The organism is Ruegeria meonggei (assembly GCF_042768335.1).
Lineage (GTDB): Bacteria > Pseudomonadota > Alphaproteobacteria > Rhodobacterales > Rhodobacteraceae > Ruegeria > Ruegeria meonggei.
Map to the genome: position 1 here is coordinate 1,806,992 of NZ_JAXHBT010000001.1, position 22,713 is coordinate 1,829,704.

Below are 22,713 nucleotides of genomic sequence, written 5' to 3' on the forward strand. Positions count from 1 at the left end.
GATGAACAAAGCACGCCGCAATCCTTTCAACACCGTCGCAATGCACGGCGCACTGATCTTGTACACGCTAATTGCGCTGTTCCCGGTCTTCGTGATCCTGATCAACAGCTTTAAAACGCGCCGCGCGATCTTTCGCGAGCCGCTGTCACTGCCCAACGCCGACAGTTTCTCAATGATCGGATATGAGACTGTGATGAAACAGGGGGATTTCTTCCTGTATTTCCAGAACTCGATGATCGTCACTGTGGCGTCGCTGTTCTTCGTCCTGCTGTTTGGTGCGATGGCCGCTTATGCGCTGTCCGAATATCAGTTCAAAGGCAACCTGGTTATGGGCCTGTACCTGGCGCTGGGTATCATGATCCCGATCCGCATCGGCACCGTTGCGATCCTTGAAATGATGGTGGCGACCGGGTTAGTCAACACGCTTTGGGCGCTGATCTTGGTTTATACGGCGCAGGGACTACCACTTGCCGTGTTCATCCTGTCCGAATTCATGCGACAGGTCAGTGACGATCTGAAGAATGCCGGGCGCATTGATGGGCTGTCCGAATACACAATCTTCTTCCGCCTTGTTCTTCCCCTCGTCCGTCCTGCAATGGCGACAGTGGCCGTGTTCAACATGATCCCGATCTGGAACGATCTGTGGTTCCCCCTGATCCTGGCCCCGGCCGAGGAGACCAAGACGCTGACGCTGGGAAGTCAGGTCTTTATCGGGCAATTTGTCACCGACTGGAACGCGGTTCTTTCGGCCCTGTCGATGGCGATCCTGCCGGTCTTGATCCTCTATGTCATCTTTTCGCGCCAGCTGATCCGCGGCATCACGTCAGGGGCGGTCAAATGACCCGGGTTCTGATCGCAGGTCTGGGCAATATGGGGCTGAGCCATGCGCTGGCCCATCATCACCTCCCCGACGCGCAGATCGTCGGGCTGGTGAATCGGTCTGGCTGTGTGGATCATCCGGACCTCGCGGGCTATCCGGCTTTCTCAGACTACGAAACGGCATTGGCTGAAACCAAACCCGATCTTGTGGTAATTGCCACCTATTCCGACAGCCACGCAGATTACGCCTGCGCCGCGATAGAAGCCGGGGCGCATGTGTTTGTGGAAAAGCCGCTTGCCACCAATGTCGCCGACGCGCGACGTGTGGTCGACGCGGCCACCCGGCTGAACCGCAAGCTGGTGGTGGGCTATATCCTGCGCCATCATCCGTCTTGGATGCGGTTGATTGATGAGGCACGCGAACTGGGTGGCCCATATGTATTCCGGCTGAACCTTAATCAGCAATCCTCGGGCGCAGAATGGGAAACGCACAAGGCGTTGATGCAAACCACGTCACCTATTGTCGATTGCGGCGTGCATTATGTCGATGTCATGTGCCAGATCACTGACGCACGCCCCCTTCGCGTAAACGGCATGGGTCTGCGCCTGTCGGATGAGATCGCCGAGGAAATGTATAATTACGGCCAGTTTCAGGTGGTGTTCGATGACGGCTCAGTCGGCTGGTACGAGGCCGGTTGGGGGCCGATGATGTCTGAAACCGCGTTTTTCGTGAAGGATATCGTGTCACCTAACGGTTCGGTCTCGATCACGGACGGCAACAAAGGCGCATCCGCAGATATTGATGGGCACACAAAAGTCGGTGGCCTGCTGGTCCACACACCGCAAGGCGACCATACGATCGAGATGCCGGATGAGCCCGGCCATCAGGATCTGTGTGATGCCGAACAGTCCTATATGCTGCGCGCCATCGCTGAAGATATCGACCTGACACGTCATATGAATGACGCCGTCCAGTCTCTTGCCATTTGTCTGGCCGCGGATGAAAGCATCCGCACCGGCCAGCCCGTTTCCCTTGAGGAGCCCGCACAATGACCGCTTTGACGCTGAACAACGTAAACAAATCATTTGGCAATGTGCATGTCCTGAAGGACATCACGTTGGAAGTGGAAGAGGGCGAATTTGTTGTCTTTGTCGGCCCCTCGGGCTGTGGCAAATCCACCTTGTTGCGAGTGATTGCAGGGCTTGAGGACGCGTCCTCGGGTGACATTCACATCGGCGGCCAGCAGGTCAATCTGGTGCCGCCCTCAAAGCGCGGGATTGCGATGGTGTTCCAAAGCTATGCGCTTTATCCCCATCTCAGCGTGCGCGGCAACATGACCCTAGCGCTGAAGCAAGAGAAACAACCAAAATCGATGATCGAAGAGCGCGTGGCCACCGCCAGCCGCATGCTGAACCTTGAGCCGTATCTGGATCGTTACCCCTCGGAGCTGTCAGGCGGTCAGCGCCAGCGTGTCGCCATTGGCCGGGCCATCGTGCGCGAACCCAAGCTGTTCTTGTTTGATGAGCCGCTGTCAAATCTGGACGCCGCCCTACGGATGAACACCCGGATCGAAATCGCCAACCTGCACCGGGCGCTGGATGCGTCGATGATCTATGTCACCCACGACCAGACCGAGGCGATGACGCTGGCCGATAAGATCGTTGTCCTGCGCGACGGGCGTGTGGAACAGATCGGCAGCCCGATGGAGCTGTATAACAACCCGGCAAACCAGTTTGTTGCCGGTTTTTTGGGATCACCATCGATGAATTTTCTGCCCGAAGGGTTGCTGCAAGACGGTGGCCAGTCCACCATCGGCATCCGGCCCGAGGATCTGTTCCTGTCGGACGACGGTCCACTTACCGCACATGTCAGCCATGTAGAAAAACTTGGTGGTGACACCAATGTCATAGCCAAGGTTCACGACCATGATGTCACCGCGCGTCTGTTTGGCCAGCACGCGATTGCGGAAGGTCAGGACCTGCGCCTAGGCTTTGACCCCGACCGGGCCTATCGCTTTGATCCGGACGGTCAAAGACTGCGCTGATCAGGTCGCGACTTTTTTTCTTAACACTGTCAATCGACCCTGCCCTGCATAGTTTATGCGGGCCGATCTGGGCACACGCGTGCTTGTGTCGCTATGTGCCCGACGCGTCCGGCGAAGTTTCGCGTATGGCGTTCACAATGGTATAAAGTCAGTCAGTAGGTATCCTTAATCAGGCTGTTATCAGCCTGTCACATTTGCCGCCTACATCCAATTTCAGACTTAACTCAGATAGCCAGGAGCCATCCATGAAAGACGTTGACCCCACCACACTTTCCGCCGATGACTGGGACGAGCTGCATTTCCCACGCCCTGAAGAAAACGATTTTGACCGCGTCGTAGAAAGCGCCATTTCGCGACGGGGATTCCTGAGCGGTGTTGTTGCTTTCGGTTCGGGCGCGGCCGCTATGGGCGCCGGCCTGCTGACCCCAACCTCGGCGCAGGCGCAGTCTGCATCGCGTTTTGCCTTTACTCCGATTGCGGCCCAGACAGGCGGTGCTGTTCACGTGCCTGAAGGGTACGAGTGGAAGATGCTGATGCGCTGGGGTGATCCGCTGTTTGCCGATGCAGACGGTTATGACCTCACCGATGGTGGACCGGTCGAAAAATCGGATCGCATCTTTGGCGAAAACACCGACGGGATGGAGACTTTTGCATTCCAGGGTCACGAGTTGATCGCGATCAACCATGAATACCCGAACGGCAAGATCAATTTGCCTGCCTCGCAAGAAGGTGTTCCGGCCAGTGCCGGTGACGTTCTGAAGCTGCAAAACCTACAAGGCGTCACCGTGATGGAAATCACAGAGGGGCCCGAAGGCTGGTCTGTCGTCAAAGACAGCCCGTTCAATCGACGCATTCATCACAATACCCCGATGAATATCGTTGGGCCGGCTGCCGGTCACGATCTGCTGAAAACCGAGGCTGACCCAACTGGTACAACCTCGCTGGGCACCATGAACAACTGCGGTGCAGGCAAGACGCCTTGGGGTACCTATCTGACCTGCGAAGAGAACTTTAATGGCTATTTCGGATCGAGCGACGAAAATGCCAGCTATGACCAGAAGGTTGCTGAAGGCTTTAAACGGTACGGCCTGAGAGCAGAAAGCTGGAACGGGTATGAACTTTTCGATCCGCGCTTTGATACTTCAAAGAACCCTAACGAGCCGCACCGCCTGGGCTGGATTGTAGAGATCGATCCAACTCAGCCCGACAGCACGCCGGTCAAACATACCGGCCTGGGCCGCTTCAAACACGAAAACGCCGAGGTGACGCTGGCTGCTGACGGCCGCGTGGTCGTCTATATGGGTGACGATGAGCGGGGCGAATACCTGTACAAATTCGTCTCGAACGGCTCCTATCAGCCCGGTGGTGAGACCGAGAGCCTGCTGAATGACGGCACGCTTTACGTCGCCAAATTCAACGATGATATGACAGGTGCCTGGCTGCCCTTGACGCCAGAAGCCACTGGAATGGAGGCGGCCGATATTTCGATTTTTACCCGCATGGCGGCCTCGGCTGCTGGCGGCACCACGATGGATCGCCCGGAATGGGTGGCCTCCAGCCCTGTCGCGGTTGAGGCCTATTGCTGCCTGACCAACAACAAGAACCGCGGAGTGAAACCCAACGCCGGTGGCGACGACACATCAGCCAATGCCCCCAACCCGCGCGAGGCCAACAAATACGGTCAGATCGTGCGCTGGCGCCCAGTGAATGACGATCATGCAGCCGAAGGGTTCGATTGGGATTTGTACGTGATGGCAGGCAATCCGACCGTGCATTCGGACGCCCGCGCCGGTTCGGCGAACGTGAACGAGGGCAACCTGTTCAATTCACCCGACGGTATGGTCATCGACTCGACTGGCCTGATCTGGATCCAGACAGATGGCAATGACGACAACGAAGAGGATTTCGCAGGTAACGGCAACAACCAGATGCTGGTTGGTGATCCAGTCACCGGCGAGATCGCTCGGTTCATGACCGGTCCGAACGGGTGTGAGGTCACCGGTCTTGCATGGTCCAGCGACCTGCGCACTATGTTTGTCGGCATTCAGCATCCGGGCAGCAATTGGCCCGATGGCGGGACACCCCGGTCCTCGGTTATCGCGATCAAACGGGCCGATAACGGATTGGTTGGTTAAACCCTAAAGAAACGCCCCCGAAGCCAATCGTTTTGGGGGCTTTTCAGATATCTTTACCCAATGGCTCAAGGGGTCCACCGGGTCCCAATAGATGACGCTCGGACAGCCAGGGGTTCAGCTCCAGCGCTTGCGACAGGGCCGTGCGCGCTTCGTCCAGACGTTCCAAGCCCAACAAGGTCAGGGCCCGGCCACTGATTGCGGCAACATGATTGGGCGACAATTCAATCGCCCGATCCAGATCAGGCAGAGCGGCTTCGAAATCATGTTGCAGGTAATTGACGAACGCCCGTTGGTTGTAACCTTCGGCATAGTCCGGGCAATAGATCACCAACGCATCCAGAATGTTCAGCGCATCGGCCAGTTCCCCAGCCTTGAGGCGCTGCATTCCGCGATCCAGCAGCGCCTGTGCCTGCCAGTCTGGGGCATCGGTCCACAATTGCCACATCTGGCCTGATATGACCCGGGCGTCCTGCTCGGTCTCCGCGTCTTGGATCTGCGCGATCAGGACGTCCACGTCTGCTGCATGATCGACCACCTCGGCACAGGATTTCCCGTCCAGTGAATGCGCCGCAACTGGCGCGGCGGTCACGGCGATCATCAGACAAAGAGCTGCAAACCGGATCATTCCCTAATGTTGATGCAAATCCTGTGCCCGTCAACTCTGAGCATCTGGCGGGTTCGGCAACCCCGCCTCTTTTACAGCCTCCATCGCCACAAAGGTCGAGGTGTTCGACACATGTGGAAGGGCTGAAAGCTTCTCGGCCAGAACAGCGCGATATTCAGACATCGAACCCGTGCGAATCTTCAGCAAATAGTCGAAATTCGACGCGATCATATGGGCTTGCTCGATCTCGGGCACCTTGCGCACCGCCGCGTTGAATTCGGCCAGCGCTTTTTCACGTGTGTCCGTCAAACGGACTTCGACAAAAGCCACGTGATCAAGCCCCAACCGGATCGGATCTAGCAAGGCGCGATAGCCGGTTATGATCCCGTCCGCCTCCAGTTTTTTCAGCCGTGCCTGCGTCGGAGATTTGGACAACCCGATCTGACGCGCCAGATCGGCCACCGATATGCGCCCGTCCCTGGCCAGAATCGCCAGAATCGCCCGATCAAACCGATCAAGACCTGAAAAGTCGTTTTGCATCGCAAATCCTCAGAAAATTAGGTCAATTACCTACCTAACCCCAAACATAAGCCGATTGTTCTGACTTGGCGACAGTATACTCATCAAAAGACCGGAGGATACATGTCACACAGCCTGCGCACCCATATCGACAGCCAAACCTATGCCGATCAGTCCACAATACTGGACGCTCTGATCACACAGGCTGATCTGACCCAAGCCGATCGCACCGCGATCAGCGCTGCGGCCGCGCAATTGGTGCGCGACATCCGGGGCAGTACTTCGCCCGGCATGATGGAGGTGTTTTTGGCCGAGTACGGCCTGTCCTCGGATGAGGGTATCGCCCTGATGTGTCTGGCCGAAGCGTTGTTGCGCGTGCCAGACGCCGATACGATTGACGCGCTGATCGAGGATAAGATTGCGCCGTCAGATTGGGGCAAACATCTGGGGCAGTCCTCGTCCTCTCTGGTCAATGCATCGACATGGGCGCTGATGCTGACGGGTAAGGTTCTGGATGAGGGCAAATCTTCTCCGGTTGGCGCGCTGCGCGGGGCTATCAAACGTTTGGGCGAGCCTGTGATCCGCACCGCCGTTGGCCGCGCGATGAAAGAGATGGGTCGCCAGTTTGTTCTGGGCGAGACCATTCAATCGGCCATGGAACGTGCCAGCGGGATGGAGGCCAACGGTTATACCTATTCCTACGACATGCTGGGGGAAGCCGCCCGGACGGACGCAGACGCCGCCCGGTATCACCTGTCATATTCCCGAGCCATTGCCGCGATTGCCGATGCCTGCACCCATGACGACATCCGAGCCAATCCGGGGATATCAGTAAAGCTTTCGGCCCTGCATCCGCGTTACGAACTGGCGCATGAACAGCGGGTTATGAACGAGCTGATGCCACGCCTGCGCGCCCTATGCATCCTGGCCAAAGCCGCCGGGATGGGGTTGAATGTGGATGCAGAAGAGGCCGACCGCCTGTCGCTGTCTCTGCAGGTGATCGAGGCTGTGATGGCCGAGCCTGCTCTGGCCGGGTGGGATGGGTTCGGGATCGTGGTACAGGCCTATGGGCCACGTGCCGGGGTCGTTCTGGACACGCTGTACAACATGGCAGAACGCCATGACCGCAAGCTGATGGTACGTCTGGTCAAAGGTGCGTATTGGGACACCGAGATCAAGCGCGCGCAGGTCGAAGGTGTGGACGGATTCCCGGTGTTCACCCGTAAGGCGGCAACGGATATCTCGTACATCGCCAATGCGCGCAAACTGCTGAACATGACCGACCGGATTTATCCTCAGTTCGCAACCCATAACGCCCACACGGTCAGCGCGATCCTGCACATGGCCGACACCCAACCGTTTGAGTTTCAGCGCCTGCACGGCATGGGCGAGACCTTGCACCAGATCGTCAAGGAACAGAACAATGCACGCTGTCGGATTTACGCCCCGGTCGGCGCGCATCGCGACCTGTTGGCCTATCTCGTCCGCCGCCTGCTGGAAAACGGTGCAAACTCATCTTTCGTGAACCAGATCGTGGATGAGACCGTTCCACCAGAGGAGGTCGCCGCAGACCCCTTTGACACCATTCAGGAACCAAAGCCGCATTTACCCACTGGTCCCGACCTGTTTCAGCCCGAGCGGCCCAATTCAAAGGGGTTCGATCTGCAGCACACCCCCACGCTCGACCGGATCGATGCCGCGCGGGATCAGTTCCGGGCACATCACTGGTATGCGCGGCCCCTGCTATCCGATGACGCACATCCCGAGGGTGACCAACCCGTGATCAACCCGGCCCAGCCACAAGACCGGCCTGGGGCCATTGCCCCTGCCAGTGCGCGCGACGTAGAACAGGCTCTGGCCTCGGCCGTTCCATGGCAGGCAACTGCGTCGGTTCGGGCGCAAATTTTGAACGCAGCCGCCGATCTGTACGAGGCGAATTATGGCGAGCTTTTCGCCCTTTTGGCCCGCGAAGCTGGGAAATCCCTGCCCGATGCGGTGGCCGAGCTGCGTGAGGCGGTTGATTTCCTGCGCTACTACGCGGCCAATATCCCCGACGCCAAACCGGCGGGAACCTTTACCTGCATCAGCCCGTGGAACTTCCCCCTGGCGATTTTTACCGGTCAGATATCTGCCGCGCTGGCCACCGGCAACGCCGTGTTGGCTAAACCCGCCCCTCAGACGCCTCTGATTGCGCACCGCGCTGTTCAACTGTTGCACGAGGCCGGCGTGCCGCAGGACGCTCTTCAATTGCTGCCGGGCGGACCGTCGGTTGGCGCAGCACTAACCTCGGATACGCGGGTGTCTGGCGTAGCCTTTACCGGATCAACCGCGACCGCGCTGAAAATCCGCGCGGCCATGGCCGAGAACCTCCGCCCGGGCACGCCGTTGATTGCGGAAACCGGCGGGCTGAATGCAATGATCGTCGACAGCACTGCCCTGCCTGAACAGGCTGTGCAATCCATCATCGAAAGCGCCTTTCAATCCGCGGGGCAGCGATGCTCCGCTTTGCGGTGCCTTTATGTGCAAGAAGATATCGCCGCCGACCTGCTGACCATGCTGGCCGGTGCAATGGATGCCCTACAGGTGGGTGAACCCTGGTCAATCTCAACCGATTGCGGCCCGGTGATTGACGACACCGCACAGCAGGGTATTGCAGATCACATCGCCAAGGCGCGCGCGCAAGGGCGCGTTCTGAAGGAACTTGGCACCCCACCCGAGGGCACCTTTGTCGCGCCCACATTGATCGAAATTCCGGGAATCGCCGCGTTGGAACGTGAAGTGTTTGGCCCGGTCCTGCATGTTGTACGGTTCAAGGCATCCCAGATTGATCGGGTCATTGCCGATATCAACGCAACTGGCTATGGCCTGACCTTCGGCTTGCATACCCGCATCGACGACCGCGTGCAGTACATCACCGAGGCCATCCACGCGGGCAACATCTATGTCAATCGCAATCAGATCGGCGCCGTCGTAGGCTCGCAACCATTCGGGGGCGAAGGCCTGTCAGGAACGGGACCAAAGGCTGGCGGACCCAACTACATGGCGCGGTTCTGCACTCCGGACCGGCAAGTCAGCGCCGGAGCATGGCAAAGCACCCAAAGTGACCTACCCGCAGCACAGAGTCGTGCGGTCAGTGTCCAGACCCAGTCCTTGCCCGGCCCGACGGGTGAATCCAACCGGTTGAGTGAGTTCCCGCGCGCGCCTCTGTTGTGCATAGGGCCGGGCGCGGACGCCGTACTGGCCCAGGCCAACGCGGTTGAGGCCCTGGGAGGCACTGCAATCCGCGCCACTGGAATGCTGGATCTGCACGGGCTGGAAAACGTCACCGGCATCTCGGGCGTACTCTGGTGGGGGGATGACGACACTGCGCGGCAAATCGAACGCCATCTGGCCCGACGCGATGGCCCGATCCTGCCGCTGATCCCAGGCAAACCGGATCGCGCCCGAGTTCTGGGCGAGCGCCACGTGTGCGTAGACACAACAGCTGCTGGTGGCAACGCAGCGTTGTTGGGGGGTGCGGCCTAAGCATGCCTTGACGCTGGGCCGCGAAAAGCCCAGCGTCGCGCCATGTTCCCGATCCGAGACCACAACCCGTCAGGGCGCACGCCCTATGTCGTTTACCTGCTGATGGCTGCCAATATCCTGATCTTTCTCAGTTATGTGGGGATCATGGGTATCGATCAGCAGATAAGTCAGCTGTATTATGAATACGCTGTCATACCTGCACGGATCATGGATGGTTTTGCGTATGAAACCCTTGCGACATCGATGTTTCTGCACGGCGGCTGGATGCATCTGGCGGGCAATATGCTGTTTCTGTGGATCTTCGGCGACAACATGGAAGACGAGATGGGCCACCTGCCATTTTTGCTGTTTTATTTGGCCGCGGGTATCGGGGCCGGTCTGGTCCATGTCGCCACCGCGCCGGGCTCACCCGTGCCGACCATCGGCGCATCTGGTGCGATTGCCGGGGTTATGGGGGGCTATTTGTTGCTGTTCCCCAAGGCACGAGTGGACATCCTGCTGATCCTGATCGTCTATTTCCGCGTGTTCACCATCCCGGCTTTTGTCATGCTGGGTGTCTGGCTTGGCATTCAATTCACCGGTAGCCTGTCCAGCAATCCTGACGAAGGCGGCATCGCCTATTGGGCCCATACCGGCGGCTTCTTCGTCGGCCTGGTACTAAGCATCCCGCTTTGGCTGAAACGCGGCGGTCCTGGATTCTGGAACCGCACGCACGGGCACCCACCCCATCCCGAGAATAAGTTCAAACTGGAACAGTCGCGTATTCCACGCGTACCGCGCAAATAACCGTCACGCGTCAGAGTGCTCTGGCAAGCGGCCGCCACTTAGCTGCGTGATTTCCTGCGCAGCAGCCTTCACCATTTCACCCAGTTCCGGTGCGCGATCGGCTTTGAACCGAACAGTCGGGCCGGACACGGAAATCCCGGCGCAGGGCTCCGCCCGGTCGTTAAAGATCGCAGCACCGATGCAGGACATGCCCTCGTACCGCTCTTCGCTGTCATGGGACCAGCCTCGGGTGCGTGTCTGTGTGAGATCGACTTGCAGCGTATCGCCGGGAACACGAGTGTGATCCGTGAAACGTTCGGCGCTTGCTGCGCTTAGCGCCTTGTCCATCGCAGGGGCGCTCATCGCGGCAAGAATCGCCTTGCCGATACCAGAGGCATACATCGGCGTTCGCGCGCCCGGCGGGAAGAAGGCCCGGATTGGGTTCGGCGTTTCGACCTGCCCGACAAACACCACCTCGGCTCCGTCCGGCACCGCCAGATTGGCGGTCTCACCGCTGTCCTGCATCAGGCGCCGGAGGAACGGGCGTCCGATCTCTAGCACGCTGTTACGGCGCAGAAAGGATGCGCCGGTGCGATACGCCTCAATCCCGATCATCCACTCTTGCCTGTCCTCGTCAAAGGCCACGAAACCGCGGTTTTGCAGGGTCACCAGAATGCGGTGCGTCGTGGCGGTAGGCACATCGACTTCGCGGGCCAGATCGCTGAGCACCACGCGTTCCAACCGCGCAACGGTTGTCAGTACGCCCAGCGCCCGATCCAGCGACTGCATCGTCCCCGCTGAGCTTTCCTTGAACAGCGATTTGGGCCTGCCGCGTGGTCTTTTTTGCGCGTCCAATGCCGATCCTCCCCTGCATCCTGCCGCAGTTAATTTGCAAACTGAATTTTCCGGTTTCAAAAATGAAAAACGGAAAACGACAAACATTCAGCATGTTAGGTATTTTATGTCAAAAATGAAAATGTTTTTCAAGAAAATTGCACGCCACCGCCTTTTCCCTGACACTCAGGTCCAAAGCGGAGGAACCACAGATGTCCAACCAAAACCCGGTCTTTATACCCGGCCCTACCAACATCCCGGATCGGTTGCGGCTTGCCATGCAGGTCCAGACGCAGGATCACCGTGCGCCTGACTTTGTCGAAACTTTTGCACCCGTGCTAGAAGACACCAAAAAGGTCTTCGGCACGACAAGTGGCCAGATCGTTACGTTCCCGTCCAGTGGCACTGGTGGGTGGGAGGCCGCAGTGACCAATACGCTCAGCCCCGGCGACAAGGTTCTGGTGGCGCGCTATGGCGTGTTCAGCCACCGCTGGATCGATCTGTGCGAACGCCATGGACTGGATGTTCAGATCGTCGACTGCACCTGGGGCACCGGCGCACCTGCGGGTAAGTTCGCAGACATTTTGGCCCATGACACTGCACATGACATCCGCGCTGTTCTGGTCACCCATAATGAAACGGCGACCGGCGTACGTTCAGACATCAGCGCAGTGCGGCAGGCAATGGACAGCGCGGATCACCCGGCAATGCTGTTTGTGGATTGCGTCAGCTCTTTGGCATCAATGCCGTTTGAGTTTGACCGCTGGGGTGTGGACATCGCAGTGTCGGGTTCGCAAAAGGGGTTCATGTTGGCCACCGGCATGGCGATCTTGTGTGTCAGCCCCAAGGCGCAAGAGGCGACGAAAACGGCAAAACTGTCCCGCACGTTCTTTGATTTTGGGGACATGATGGCTGCAAACGCGTCAGGTGGGTTTCCCTATACACCGCCCCTGCAGCTGATCTATGGCCTGCGGGAAAGTCTTAAGATGCTGTTCGAAGAAGGCCTTGAGAACGTCTATGCCCGCCATCACCGACTGGCCGAAGGCGTACGCCGCGCGGTGGGCGTGTGGGATCTGAACCTGGTTGCTCAGTCGCCAGAACTGTATTCGGACACGGTCAGCGCGATCTATGTCCCCCAAGGGTTCGACAGCAACGCCCTGACTGACCATGCGTTCAACGTCTATGGCGTGTCATTTGGGGTCGGGTTGGGCCAGATGAACGGTCAAGCCTTTCGCATCGGCCATCTGGGCAGCCTGACCGACGTGATGGTCCTGTCCGGGCTCGGCGCCATCGAAATGGCGATGGCCGATCTGAACTATCCGATCACGTTGGGCAGCGGTGTTGCCGCCGCACAGGACTATTATCGCGCGGGCTCGTCCGGACGCGCCAAAGCCGCTGCATAAGGGGACGACATGTTGGATCACACTTCTGCCGCAGACCTGACCATCGCAGATATGCACGCCGCGCATGATCGGATCAAACCCTATATTCGGCGCACGCCGGTGATGGTTTCGGACTATTTGAACGACATGACCGGCGCGCAGTTGTTCTTTAAATGCGAGAACTTTCAGGAGGCTGGCGCATTCAAGGTGCGCGGGGCAAGCAACGCCGTGTTCGGCCTGAGTGATGAGATGGCAGCCAAGGGCGTCTGCACTCATTCAAGCGGCAATCACGCGCTGTCCCTGTCGTATGCCGCCGGACGACGCGGCATTCCCTGCAACGTGGTCATGCCCCGCACGGCCCCGCAAGCCAAGAAGGACGCCGTGCGCCGGTATGGGGGTACGATCACCGAATGCGATCCGTCGACCTCATCCCGTGAGGCGACATTTGCCGAAGTGCAAGCCCGTACAGGAGGCGAATTCGTTCATCCGTATAACGATCCTCGTGTCATAGCCGGTCAGGCCACATGCTCGGCTGAATTGTTGGAACAAACTGACGGAGTGGACGCGGTCATCGCCCCGATCGGAGGCGGGGGCATGATCTCGGGCACGTGCCTGACGGTTTCGAACTTGGCCCCCGGCACCGCAATCTATGCCGCCGAACCAGAACAGGCGGACGACGCATACCGGTCCTTCAAAGCAGGCCACATCATCGCTGATGATGCGCCAAAAACGATCGCCGACGGGCTGCTGGTGCCGCTGAAAGAAAACACGTGGCACTTTGTGTCCAACCACGTGACCGACATTTTCACCGCGTCTGAAGATGAGATCATCGAAGCGATGAAACTGACATGGAAATACCTGCGCGTGGTGATGGAGCCGTCTTCGGCCGTGCCCTTGGCGACCATTCTCAAGAACCCCGAAGTGTTTCGGGGCAAGCGCGTCGGCGTGATCATCACCGGCGGCAATGTGGATCTGGACAAGCTACCCTGGCTGAAAGGGTAAGGAGGAACGACATGAACAAACCTATAAACGTCAAAGAGCTCGACGTGGGGTTCGACATCCCCGCCGCCATCGGCATGGACGAATCCGAGATTCAAACACCCTGCCTGATCCTTGATCTGGACGCGTTAGAGCGGAACATCAAAAAGATGGGGGCGTATGCCAAGGACCACAGCATGCGCCACCGGGTTCACGGTAAGATGCACAAATCCGTCGATGTCGCCAAGCTGCAGGAGGAGCTTGGCGGTGCGGTTGGCGTGTGCTGTCAGAAAGTCTCTGAAGCCGAGGTTTTTGCCCGGGGCGGCATAAAGGATATTCTCGTCTCTAATCAGGTGCGGGACCCGGCCAAAATCGACCGTCTGGCGCAGCTGCCCCAATTCGGTGCCCGTACGATTGTCTGTGTGGACGATATCGACAACATCGCCGATCTGTCTGCCGCGGCCGTTCAACACGGAACAGAGCTGGAAGTCTTTATCGAGATCGACTGCGGCGCTGGCCGTTGTGGCGTAAACTCCACAAGCGCAGTGATCGAGATCGCCAAGGCGGTTCAGGCTGCGCCCAACCTGAAATTCTCTGGCATTCAGGCCTATCAGGGTGCGATGCAGCACCTCGACACTTATGAAGCGCGTGAGGAAAAACTGAACGTTGCCATCGCAATGGTTAAGAATGCTGTGGACGGACTAAAGGCCGAAGGGATCGACTGTGATCTGGTCTCGGGTGGCGGCACCGGGTCTTATTATTTCGAAAGCAATTCAGGTGTTTACAATGAATTGCAGTGCGGATCTTATGCCTTCATGGACGCCGATTATGGGCGCATTCTGGATCAGGATGGCAAGCGGATCGATCAGGGCGAATGGGAAAACGCGCTGTTCATTCTGACCAGTGTCATGAGCCACACCAAGGTAGACAAGGCCATCTGCGATGCGGGCCTCAAGGCGCAGTCGGTGGATAGCGGCCTGCCCTTTATCTATGGGCGCGACGATGTGGAATACCTGAAATGTTCGGACGAACATGGCGTGATCGGTGACCCGGACGGCGTTCTGAAGGTCAACGACAAGTTGCGGCTGGTGCCCGGTCATTGTGACCCCACCTGCAATGTCCATGACTGGTATGTGGGTGTACGCAACGGCAAGGTTGAAACCCTTTGGCCCGTCTCGGCGCGCGGAAAGGCCTTTTGAACGATGAGGGATGTCATGAATACACAAACCGATGGCCTGCTGATCGTGGGCGAGGATCTTTGCGAGCAACTGGTAGGCCGCCAACAAGCCTTTGAGGCTGTGCAATCCGTCTTTGGCGCGATGGCCAGCGGCGGGGCGCGGAACTTTCCCGTCGTTCGCGAAGCCTTGGGCTATGCCGATGCGCTTTACGGCTTCAAATCCGGGTTCGATCAGCATGGTCAGGTGCTAGGGGTCAAATCCGGCGGGTACTGGCCGGGAAACGCGGAGCAGGGCCTGACCAATCACCAGTCCACGGTGTTTCTATTCGATCCAGATACCGGGCGGTTGTCTGCGCTGGTTGGTGGCAATTATCTGACAGCGGTGCGCACTGCGGCCTCATCAGCTGTGTCGATTGCACATCTGGCCCGCAAGGATGCCAAGGTGTTGGGCATGGTTGGCGCGGGTCATCAATCAACCTTCCAACTGCGCGCAGCGGCTGAACAACGCGATTTTGAAAAGGTCGTCGCCTGGAACCCGCATCCCGACATGTTGCCTCGTCTGGCTGCCGTCGCCGAGGAACTGGGACTAAGTTTCGAATCTGTCAGCCAGCAGGAGCTGGGCGCGCAGGCGGATGTGGTCATCACCATCACATCAGCGTTTGAGCCGCTGCTGATGGCAGACTGGATTAAACCAGGCACGCATCTGGCCTGTATGGGCACGGACACCAAGGGCAAGATGGAGGTTGATCCCGCGTTGTTGGCCCGGGCCACTGTGTTCACAGATGAGGTCGCCCAGTCCGTTTCCATCGGCGAGGCGCAGCACGCCATGAGCAGCGGCGCGATAACCGAGGACGCAATTACACCCATTGGCTCGGTCATCAACGGGAACCACCCCGGGCGTTCCAGCGCAGATGAGATCACCCTGTTCGATGGGACCGGTGTTGGACTGCAGGATCTGGCCGTTGCCTCGGTCGCTGCAAAACTGGCGGATGAGGCCGGGCTGGCACAGCGCGCAACTCTTTAAAACGAAAAAGCGCGCCTCATTCGGGGCGCGCTTGCTCAGCAGATTTTGGGATAAGTCAGTCCCGGACGATCTTGGCAAACTGATCAAAGATCGGCTCGTTCGCACAGATCACTTCGCCATCTTCCAGAATACTGCCTTCGGGGTTCAGCGGCTGGATCAAACCACCGGCCTCTTTGACGATGATGATCCCGGCTGCCAGATCCCATGCGTTCAAACGGCGTTCCCAGAATCCTTCGTAACGACCAGCGGCCACATAGGCCAAGTCCAGCGCCGCAGCGCCCCAGCGGCGCACACCGGCACACACAGGCATAAGACGCGCCAGATCCTGCAGCGTGGCAGGCAGGTCGGAACGGCCGCCAAAGGGCAGGCCGGTCGAAAACACCGACTCGATCATACGATGACGGCCCGAAACGCGAATGCGCATGTCGTTCATCCACGCACCCTCGCCTTTTTCTGCAAAGAACATCTCATCCTTGGCGGCGTCATAGATTACGCCGGCAACGATCTTGCCCTTGTGTTCCAACGCAATGGAAATGGCCCAATGCGGCAAACCGTGCAGAAAGTTCGTGGTGCCGTCCAGCGGGTCGACGATCCAGCGACGGGTGGGGTCTTCGCCCTCGATCACGCCACCCTCTTCGGCCAGCCAGCCATAGGTCGGGCGGGCAGTCAGCAATTCCTCTTTCAGGATCGCCTCGGCGGCAATGTCCGCCTTGGAGACAAAGTCACCCGCGCCCTTCATTGACACCTGAAGGTTCTCGACTTCGCGAAAATCCTTGACCAGAGAACGCCCCGCTTTGCGCGCGGCCTTGATCATGATGTTGAGGTTTGCACTGCCAACCATTGTCCAAAGGCTCCTGTCCGGTCAAACCGCGCGTATACTGGTGCAATGCGCCCTTGCCAAGAGGAATGATGCGCATAGCAGACCCGCGTCTGACGCCTATTGAGACTGCAGCTTGCGCGCCTCGGTTTCAGCCAGCTTGATCAGCTCTTGCACAAAGGGTTTTTCAAGGTCGTCGGTCCGCACCGCAGCATAAAGCCGGCGGGTAATTCCATCCTTGGTCAGCGGTCGGGTAACGTAGTCCGAATTGTACTTCACCTCACGCACGACCCAGTCAGGCAACACAGATATCCCGCGGTTCGACGCAACTAGCAACAGGATCACCGCGGTCAGCTCAACCTGTCGGATCGCGGCCGGTTCAACTCGCGCAGGGATCAGCAACTGGCTGAAAATATCCAGCCTCGTCCGTTCGACCGGATAGGTAATCAGGGTCTGGCCGCGAAAATCCTCGGCATCGATAAAGTCCTTCTGCGCCAGCGGGTGCGCCGACGCCGCAACGAACACTGCATCGTAGTCGAAGAGCTCAATGAATTCGACGCCTGGCAGGTTCTCGGGGTCGGACGAGACGACAAGATCGACCTCTTCTTTTTGCAGTGCGGGCAAGGCATCAAAGGCAAGCCCGGGCCGGATATCGACATCTACATCGCCCCAGGACTTGCGAAAGGTTTCCAGTACGGGAAACAGCCATTCGAAACAGGCATGGCATTCAATGGCGATATGCATCCGCCCGGTGCGCCCATCGCGCAGCGACGAGAACTCTTGCTGCGTTGCCTCGACCTGCGGCAGGATTTGCTCGGCCAGGCGCAACAGACGCAATCCAGCCGCCGACAGTTTCATCGGCTTTGACCGGCGCAGAAACAGCTCAACCCCGGCCTGATCCTCTAAACCTTTGATCTGATGGCTTAACGCAGATTGGGTGATGTTTAGCTGATCCGCCGCCCGGGCCAACCCTCCGCATTCATGGATCGCCTTGATCGTGCGCAGGTGCCGGAATTCGATGTGCATTAGATGAGACTCATGTTGTTCTTGAATAATATGAGTTTGTCTCACAATGCCAGAAGTGGCACAAGGGCTTGGAACGAAACACATGAGGCCAAAATGACCAAGCCAGACATCTCATTCGAGTTCTTCCCCCCCAAGACGCTCGAGGCTTCGTTTCGTTTGTGGGATACGGTTCAGACGCTGGCCCCGCTTGACCCGCGTTTTGTCTCGGTGACCTACGGTGCCGGTGGCACAACCCGAGAGTTGACGCGTGACGCGGTTGCCACCTTGCACAAGTCATCAGGCTTGCCAGTCGCTGCACACCTGACGTGTGTCGATGCGTCCCGTCAGGAAACGCTGGAGATCGCCGATGCGTTTGCACGGGCGGGGGTCCAGGACATCGTGGCATTGCGGGGCGATCCGCCTGCCGGGCAGGATCGTTTCGAGCCGCATCCCGATGGCTTTGCAAACTCCGTTGAATTGATTTCCGCCCTGGCAGAGACCGAGATGTTCAGCATCCGCGTCGGTGCCTACCCTGACATTCACCCCGAAGCACAGAATGCGCGGACGGATGTGGATTGGCTCAAGGCCAAGCTCGACGCCGGCGCTGACGAGGCGTTGACCCAGTTCTTTTTCGAACCCGAGACGTTTTTCCGGTTCCGCGATGCCTGCGCCAAAGCGGGGATCGACAAACCCATCGTGCCGGGCATCTTGCCGATCGAAAACTGGAAAGGGGCCCGCAATTTTGCCAACCGCTGCGGCACCCGAATCCCGGCCTGGGTCGATCAGGCGTTTGAAAAAGCCATTCGTGACGACCGCGAGGATCTGTTGGCCACCGCCCTGTGCACCGAATTGTGCTCGGACCTGATCGAAGGCGGCGTGGACAAGTTGCATTTCTACACGCTGAACCGGCCGGAACTGACGCGAGACGTATGTTTTGCACTGGGCATCACCCCAAAAACCGAACTGCAAAACGTCGCTTGATCTTTCACCGGTGATCGAATGAATCCCTGACCTTTTTTGGGTTCAGAACGTTTGATCACCGCTGACTACTAAGTGCCCCCTTCGGCACGAAAAACAATTGAGGCGTTGATACGGCATTACCATCTTCAATGTGATCAATCGCTCCATAAATTTGACAAAACCGTGAAGCTATAATCACTTAGTAATCAGTGTTTGTTTAATGAGTGAATTGAGTTATGGAGCCTGTTGATAAGATTAGGGCCCGCGCTGACGCGCTGGAGGCCCTTGGGTTGGACCAGAATGCCGGGTCTAACGAAATCCGTGACGCGTGGCGCCATATTGCTTTTCACGCGCATCCCGACCACACCCAAGGTGACTGCTCCAGTTTTTCGCGCGCGAAAGAGGCGTATGACTTGCTGCGGCGCGAGGGGATGACCGCCAAGGGACAATCCGGAAAACCCCGCAGACCCAAGTTGCGCAAACGTGTGATTGAATTGGAAAGCACAGATATCGACGCGTGTCGGGTTTTACTGAACACAGCCCTGTCTCATAATCCTGATGGAGCGGCTGCGGATGCCGAGGACCAGAATGTGGCCGAAGCGGATCATATTCCGGACGCTGTCGGTTTCTTTGGGCGTCACCTGACTTATTTTGTCCCGACACCTGTTTGCGAAGGTGCCAATCGCGTCGCTCTTCCAACGTCATTTCTTGCCGCTGTACGCCGTATGGACACCGAAGTGCTCAGCTTTCAATCAAAGGACTCTGGTGCCGGAGAAGTCATGGTTCCCGAGGCCATCACTGCAAGCAAGTTTCCCGGTGCGCGAAGCGTGCGCATCAAGTTCGATGCAGATCAGCAGATGCGGGACAGTTTCTGGCTGGCAAGCTGACAAGCAAAAAAGCCCGACGCTGAACCGCCGGGCTTTTGGGGGCTAGAGTGGCCACTAGTTGGAAATCGGACCTTCAGAGGTGAACTTTGGAATGACGCTGGTCGACGCATCTGCGGGTTCGATCCCGGGCCAGTTGCCTTCGGCCAGATTGATATTTCCCGGAACATCCTCTTCAAAAAAGCCGACAACGACATCGGTGATGTTTAAATACAGCTTGTTATCGACAATCCGCCACAGGTTGGGGTTGGCAGGAACCTTGCCGCCACGAGACACGCCGTAAGCGCAGTGGCCATCATATTGCGGTGCGTAAAAGGCCGGGTTCTCAAGGAACTTGTCGCGGTTTTCCTCGGTCGCAAACGCCCATGTGGCGCCGTTGTAATCTGCGGTAATGTCAGCGCGCCCGCGCACTGCCTCGGGCTGCGACTGACCGACCGGAGCCTGATCCAGGTTGCGATATGACACGACGTCATAACCAGAGACGGCAAATCCGGTGCCATCCACGTACTGATCACCGGCAAAGGCCGGAACTGCAAAGGCCAGTGTCGTCGCTAGGGTCAGGGCAAAGCGTTTCATGTGGTCAATCCTCTTGTCCTTAGGGTTGTCGACCGGAATTCCGGGTCTGATCGGACAATAGGGTATTTCCGGCCTTACGGCAGTCCTGCTCGCGGCGCTGTGACGTCGAATGAAGAAATGTGAGGTGTTGCCGCCCGATTGTTACAAATCCGCACTTACGTCCGGGGTTGGACTCTGGGCGTTGCAACATTAGCTGTTGAGATGAACGGGCACGTCACCCGAACTATGCTGAGAAAGGCAAGAGATGACCGAGCAATCCACTTACACGCCCCCCAAGGTCTGGACATGGGACAGTCAGAATGGGGGCCAGTTTGCCAACATCAACCGTCCGATTTCCGGAGCCACCCATGACAAGGACTTGCCGGTTGGACGTCATCCCCTACAGCTTTATTCATTAGCGACCCCAAATGGCGTCAAAGCAACGGTGATGCTGGAAGAGCTTCTTGCCCTGGGCCATGAAGGTGCGGAATACAACGCCTGGCTCATCAATATTGGCGAGGGCGATCAGTTCGGTTCGGGCTTTGTCGAGGCCAACCCGAACTCGAAAATTCCCGCGCTTTGGGATCGGTCGGGGGAAAAGCCCGTTCGGGTTTTCGAAAGCGCCTCCATCCTGTTTCATCTGGCCGAAAAGTTCGACGCCTTCCTGCCGAAATCCGGCCCCGAGCGTACCGAAGTTATGAATTGGGTGTTCTGGCAGATGGGCAGCGCGCCTTATCTGGGCGGTGGGTTTGGGCATTTCTACGCCTATGCTCCGGAAAAATGGGAATACCCCATCAACCGTTTCGCAATGGAGACCAAACGCCAACTGGACGTGCTTGATCGTCAACTGGTCGAAAATACATTCATCGCTGGCGAAGATTACACCATCGCAGATATGGCGATCTGGCCTTGGTATGGCCAGTTGGTTCTGGGCCGTCTCTACAGCGCAGCCGAGTTCCTGGACGTCGAATCCTACACGCACGTGATGCGGTGGGCCAAGGCCATCGATGCGCGCCCGGCCGTTAGCCGCGGTCGCATGGTCAATCGCCCGTTCGGTGAGCCCCACACGCAGCTTCACGAACGCCACGAAGCCAGCGATTTCGAAACCCGCACCCAGGACAAGCTGGAAGCTGCGGCAGAATAACCTTTGGCGCCCCGTAGGTCAGGGATCGGCGGGGCGCTTTGAATTGGGCTATTTCAGGATGGGCGGCTGGTTCGGATCACTGCCCGGTGTGACTTGTTTTACAACGCGTTCCTGCGGTTGCGGCAGATCGAACCGAAGCCCGACCTTTGCCAACGACGCAGCGGCCGGATCATGTGGCGCAAAGAACCCCACATCCATCGCCCCGGCTTCGATGCCAGAGAAGGTCAGTGCCTCGGACGCGGCTTTGGCCAGTGCAGCTTCTGCACCCTCAACCGCGCCAACAAACCCCAAAAGGTGGCCCGAGCCACCGTCCTCTGATTTCGTGCCCACCAGATACGCCGCTTGCGCTAAACCAACAGCTGTGGCCAGCTTGGCATCCAGCGCGGTCAGCAGATCGTCTGGCAACCCCACGGGAGGCAAGAACTCAGCAAGGCGTTGCTGCACTTCTTCGGGGCTGTGCTGCAAGGTGGTGTCCAACCAACCCAGCGCCTCGGACGGAATCAACATAGAGGACGGCGCCACCTCTAGGTTTAGCCCCAGGCCAATCCCCTGCCCCGACAGCATCGACGACAACACACGCCCGGACAGCGCCACATAGGGCACCGGGCGGCCAGCAAACCGGGACAGACGATCCTCGCGGTCGAAGGCCAGGACAAAGCTACCATCTGCCACGTCGAACAGTTCGGGCGAGATGTTTTCGCCTTTTGCCTCTTCGGTCAGCATCAGGAACAGCTCGCTATCCGCAAGCCGTTCGAAAAACCGCAGCCGGGCAGCGTTGTCGTGCAGATTGGCGTCCATGGCGACGTGGGCGGCGTCAAGGGCGGTTGTGTCAGTCATTCAGAACCTCTTGAACCCGCGCGCGCAGAACCGGCAAAAGCTCGGCCTCGAACCACGGGTTTTTCCTGAGCCATGCCGTATTCCGCCAGGACGGATGGGGCAAGGCAAATACCCGCGGCGCATAGTCTCGCCAATTGCGAACGGTCTCGGTCACAGGGCTGCGTACATGCAGATGGTACTTATGCGCATGTCCCCCAACCAGAATGGTCAGCGGTACTTCGCCTAATGCCTGCATAACCCTGCCATGCCATGTCTTTCCGCAAATTGGCGGGGGCGGCAGATCGGCCTTGCGTTCGTTGTAGCCGGGGAAACAAAACGCCATCGGAACAATCGACACCTGGGCGCGGTCATAAAATACGGTCTCGTCAATACCCAGCCAATCCCGCAATCGGTCACCCGATGGGTCGGTAAACGGACGCCCCGACAGGTGGACGCGCGCGCCCGGGGCCTGTCCCGCAATCAAGATCGGTGCGCCCGGCTGAAACCAAACCACCGGACGCGGTTCATGCGCGGTTTCGGTTGCCGCGAACCTGTCTGCACAAATGCGGCAGGATTTGATTTCTTTCTGTAACGAATTCATCAGATCGCAAGATTTCCTGCATCATGTTGGTTGACGGTCGAGCTGAAAGATAGTCAACGCGGGGCCTCGATCCAACCGGTGAAATAGTCACAATGCCGATGAAGTGCTGAGGTACGCATTGATC

At 58.2% G+C, this 22,713-nt stretch carries 21 protein-coding genes; 13 read left to right on the forward strand and 8 right to left on the reverse strand.

What is annotated here, in order from left to right; translation table 11 throughout:
• The first annotated feature begins 1 nt into the window (after nucleotide 1).
• The 4 genes from SJY13_RS08890 to SJY13_RS08905 all read left to right on the forward strand — a co-directional run bounded on the left by SJY13_RS08890 (nucleotide 2) and on the right by SJY13_RS08905 (nucleotide 4,999).
• Nucleotides 2-841, forward strand: a complete 840-nt coding sequence (locus SJY13_RS08890) for a carbohydrate ABC transporter permease (RefSeq protein ID WP_377190222.1) — start codon at nucleotides 2-4, stop codon at nucleotides 839-841.
• Entirely contained in the window at nucleotides 838-1,872 is a 1,035-nt protein-coding gene (locus SJY13_RS08895; RefSeq protein ID WP_377190224.1) for a Gfo/Idh/MocA family protein, read from the forward strand. Before SJY13_RS08890 ends, SJY13_RS08895 begins: the two co-directional genes overlap by 4 nt.
• Entirely contained in the window at nucleotides 1,869-2,864 is a 996-nt protein-coding gene (locus SJY13_RS08900; protein WP_085821331.1) for an ABC transporter ATP-binding protein, read from the forward strand. The genes SJY13_RS08895 and SJY13_RS08900 overlap by 4 nt, the downstream gene beginning before the upstream one ends.
• Nucleotides 2,865-3,109: 245 nt before the next feature.
• Nucleotides 3,110-4,999 carry a PhoX family protein gene (locus tag SJY13_RS08905; protein WP_377190226.1) on the forward strand — a complete coding sequence of 630 codons (1,890 nt, stop codon included), beginning with the start codon at nucleotides 3,110-3,112 and terminating at the stop codon, nucleotides 4,997-4,999.
• Nucleotides 5,000-5,042: 43 nt separating this feature from the next.
• On the opposite strand, the gene SJY13_RS08910 is transcribed toward SJY13_RS08905, so the two are convergent.
• Nucleotides 5,043-5,624: a tetratricopeptide repeat protein gene (locus tag SJY13_RS08910; protein WP_377190228.1), complete on the reverse strand. Its 582-nt coding sequence runs from the start codon at nucleotides 5,622-5,624 to the stop codon at nucleotides 5,043-5,045.
• A 30-nt stretch (nucleotides 5,625-5,654) separates the two neighbouring features.
• Nucleotides 5,655-6,143: an Lrp/AsnC family transcriptional regulator gene (locus tag SJY13_RS08915; protein ID WP_085821334.1), complete on the reverse strand. Its 489-nt coding sequence runs from the start codon at nucleotides 6,141-6,143 to the stop codon at nucleotides 5,655-5,657.
• 102 nt (nucleotides 6,144-6,245) lie between these two features.
• Between SJY13_RS08915 and putA the strand changes: the two genes are divergently transcribed.
• The gene (gene putA, locus SJY13_RS08920; protein WP_377190231.1) at nucleotides 6,246-9,647 is read left to right on the forward strand and encodes a bifunctional proline dehydrogenase/L-glutamate gamma-semialdehyde dehydrogenase PutA; all 3,402 of its coding nucleotides are present in this window, start codon (nucleotides 6,246-6,248) and stop codon (nucleotides 9,645-9,647) included.
• 42 nt (nucleotides 9,648-9,689) lie between these two features.
• Nucleotides 9,690-10,433: a rhomboid family intramembrane serine protease gene (locus tag SJY13_RS08925; RefSeq protein ID WP_377190233.1), complete on the forward strand. Its 744-nt coding sequence runs from the start codon at nucleotides 9,690-9,692 to the stop codon at nucleotides 10,431-10,433.
• A gap of 3 nt (nucleotides 10,434-10,436) precedes the next feature.
• Here the strand turns inward: SJY13_RS08925 and SJY13_RS08930 are convergent, their stop codons facing one another.
• Complete coding sequence (locus tag SJY13_RS08930) at nucleotides 10,437-11,267, reverse strand: IclR family transcriptional regulator (RefSeq protein ID WP_377190235.1); 831 nt, start codon at nucleotides 11,265-11,267, stop codon at nucleotides 10,437-10,439.
• A 191-nt stretch (nucleotides 11,268-11,458) separates the two neighbouring features.
• On the opposite strand from SJY13_RS08930, the gene bhcA reads away from it, so the two are divergent.
• The 4 genes from bhcA to bhcD are packed head-to-tail and all read left to right on the forward strand — an operon-like array spanning nucleotide 11,459 to nucleotide 15,807.
• Nucleotides 11,459-12,649 (forward strand): L-aspartate--glyoxylate aminotransferase BhcA, encoded by a 1,191-nt coding sequence (gene bhcA, locus SJY13_RS08935; protein WP_377190237.1) that lies wholly within the window; start codon nucleotides 11,459-11,461, stop codon nucleotides 12,647-12,649.
• A 9-nt stretch (nucleotides 12,650-12,658) separates the two neighbouring features.
• Nucleotides 12,659-13,630, forward strand: a complete 972-nt coding sequence (gene bhcB, locus SJY13_RS08940) for a beta-hydroxyaspartate dehydratase BhcB (protein WP_377190239.1) — start codon at nucleotides 12,659-12,661, stop codon at nucleotides 13,628-13,630.
• Nucleotides 13,631-13,641: 11 nt separating this feature from the next.
• Nucleotides 13,642-14,805, forward strand: a complete 1,164-nt coding sequence (gene bhcC / locus SJY13_RS08945; RefSeq protein ID WP_377190241.1) for a 3-hydroxy-D-aspartate aldolase BhcC — start codon at nucleotides 13,642-13,644, stop codon at nucleotides 14,803-14,805.
• A 15-nt stretch (nucleotides 14,806-14,820) separates the two neighbouring features.
• Nucleotides 14,821-15,807, forward strand: coding sequence for an iminosuccinate reductase BhcD (bhcD, locus tag SJY13_RS08950; protein WP_377190243.1), 987 nt, complete (start codon nucleotides 14,821-14,823; stop codon nucleotides 15,805-15,807).
• A 55-nt stretch (nucleotides 15,808-15,862) separates the two neighbouring features.
• Here the strand turns inward: bhcD and SJY13_RS08955 are convergent, their stop codons facing one another.
• Together SJY13_RS08955 and SJY13_RS08960 are read right to left on the reverse strand one after the other, a co-directional pair.
• Nucleotides 15,863-16,648 (reverse strand): inositol monophosphatase family protein, encoded by a 786-nt coding sequence (locus SJY13_RS08955; protein ID WP_085821342.1) that lies wholly within the window; start codon nucleotides 16,646-16,648, stop codon nucleotides 15,863-15,865.
• A 96-nt stretch (nucleotides 16,649-16,744) separates the two neighbouring features.
• Nucleotides 16,745-17,650, reverse strand: coding sequence for a LysR family transcriptional regulator (locus SJY13_RS08960; protein ID WP_085821343.1), 906 nt, complete (start codon nucleotides 17,648-17,650; stop codon nucleotides 16,745-16,747).
• 93 nt (nucleotides 17,651-17,743) lie between these two features.
• Between SJY13_RS08960 and metF the strand changes: the two genes are divergently transcribed.
• Both metF and SJY13_RS08970 read left to right on the forward strand, forming a co-directional pair.
• Nucleotides 17,744-18,610 carry a methylenetetrahydrofolate reductase [NAD(P)H] gene (gene metF, locus SJY13_RS08965; protein ID WP_377190246.1) on the forward strand — a complete coding sequence of 289 codons (867 nt, stop codon included), beginning with the start codon at nucleotides 17,744-17,746 and terminating at the stop codon, nucleotides 18,608-18,610.
• 215 nt (nucleotides 18,611-18,825) lie between these two features.
• Nucleotides 18,826-19,476: a DnaJ domain-containing protein gene (locus tag SJY13_RS08970; protein ID WP_377190247.1), complete on the forward strand. Its 651-nt coding sequence runs from the start codon at nucleotides 18,826-18,828 to the stop codon at nucleotides 19,474-19,476.
• Nucleotides 19,477-19,530: 54 nt separating this feature from the next.
• Here the strand turns inward: SJY13_RS08970 and SJY13_RS08975 are convergent, their stop codons facing one another.
• On the reverse strand, nucleotides 19,531-20,049 hold the full coding sequence (locus SJY13_RS08975; protein ID WP_085821346.1) for a YHS domain-containing (seleno)protein: 519 nt from the start codon (nucleotides 20,047-20,049) through the stop codon (nucleotides 19,531-19,533).
• Nucleotides 20,050-20,293: 244 nt separating this feature from the next.
• Here SJY13_RS08975 and yghU point away from each other — a divergent pair, with 244 nt between their 5' ends.
• Nucleotides 20,294-21,172: a glutathione-dependent disulfide-bond oxidoreductase gene (gene yghU / locus SJY13_RS08980; protein WP_377190250.1), complete on the forward strand. Its 879-nt coding sequence runs from the start codon at nucleotides 20,294-20,296 to the stop codon at nucleotides 21,170-21,172.
• A 48-nt stretch (nucleotides 21,173-21,220) separates the two neighbouring features.
• Here yghU and SJY13_RS08985 read toward each other — a convergent pair whose 3' ends face one another.
• Both SJY13_RS08985 and SJY13_RS08990 read right to left on the reverse strand, forming a co-directional pair.
• Nucleotides 21,221-22,009: an SseB family protein gene (locus SJY13_RS08985; RefSeq protein ID WP_377190252.1), complete on the reverse strand. Its 789-nt coding sequence runs from the start codon at nucleotides 22,007-22,009 to the stop codon at nucleotides 21,221-21,223.
• Nucleotides 22,002-22,589: a uracil-DNA glycosylase family protein gene (locus SJY13_RS08990; protein WP_377190254.1), complete on the reverse strand. Its 588-nt coding sequence runs from the start codon at nucleotides 22,587-22,589 to the stop codon at nucleotides 22,002-22,004. The genes SJY13_RS08985 and SJY13_RS08990 overlap by 8 nt, the downstream gene beginning before the upstream one ends.
• Nucleotides 22,590-22,713: the final 124 nt, after the last annotated feature.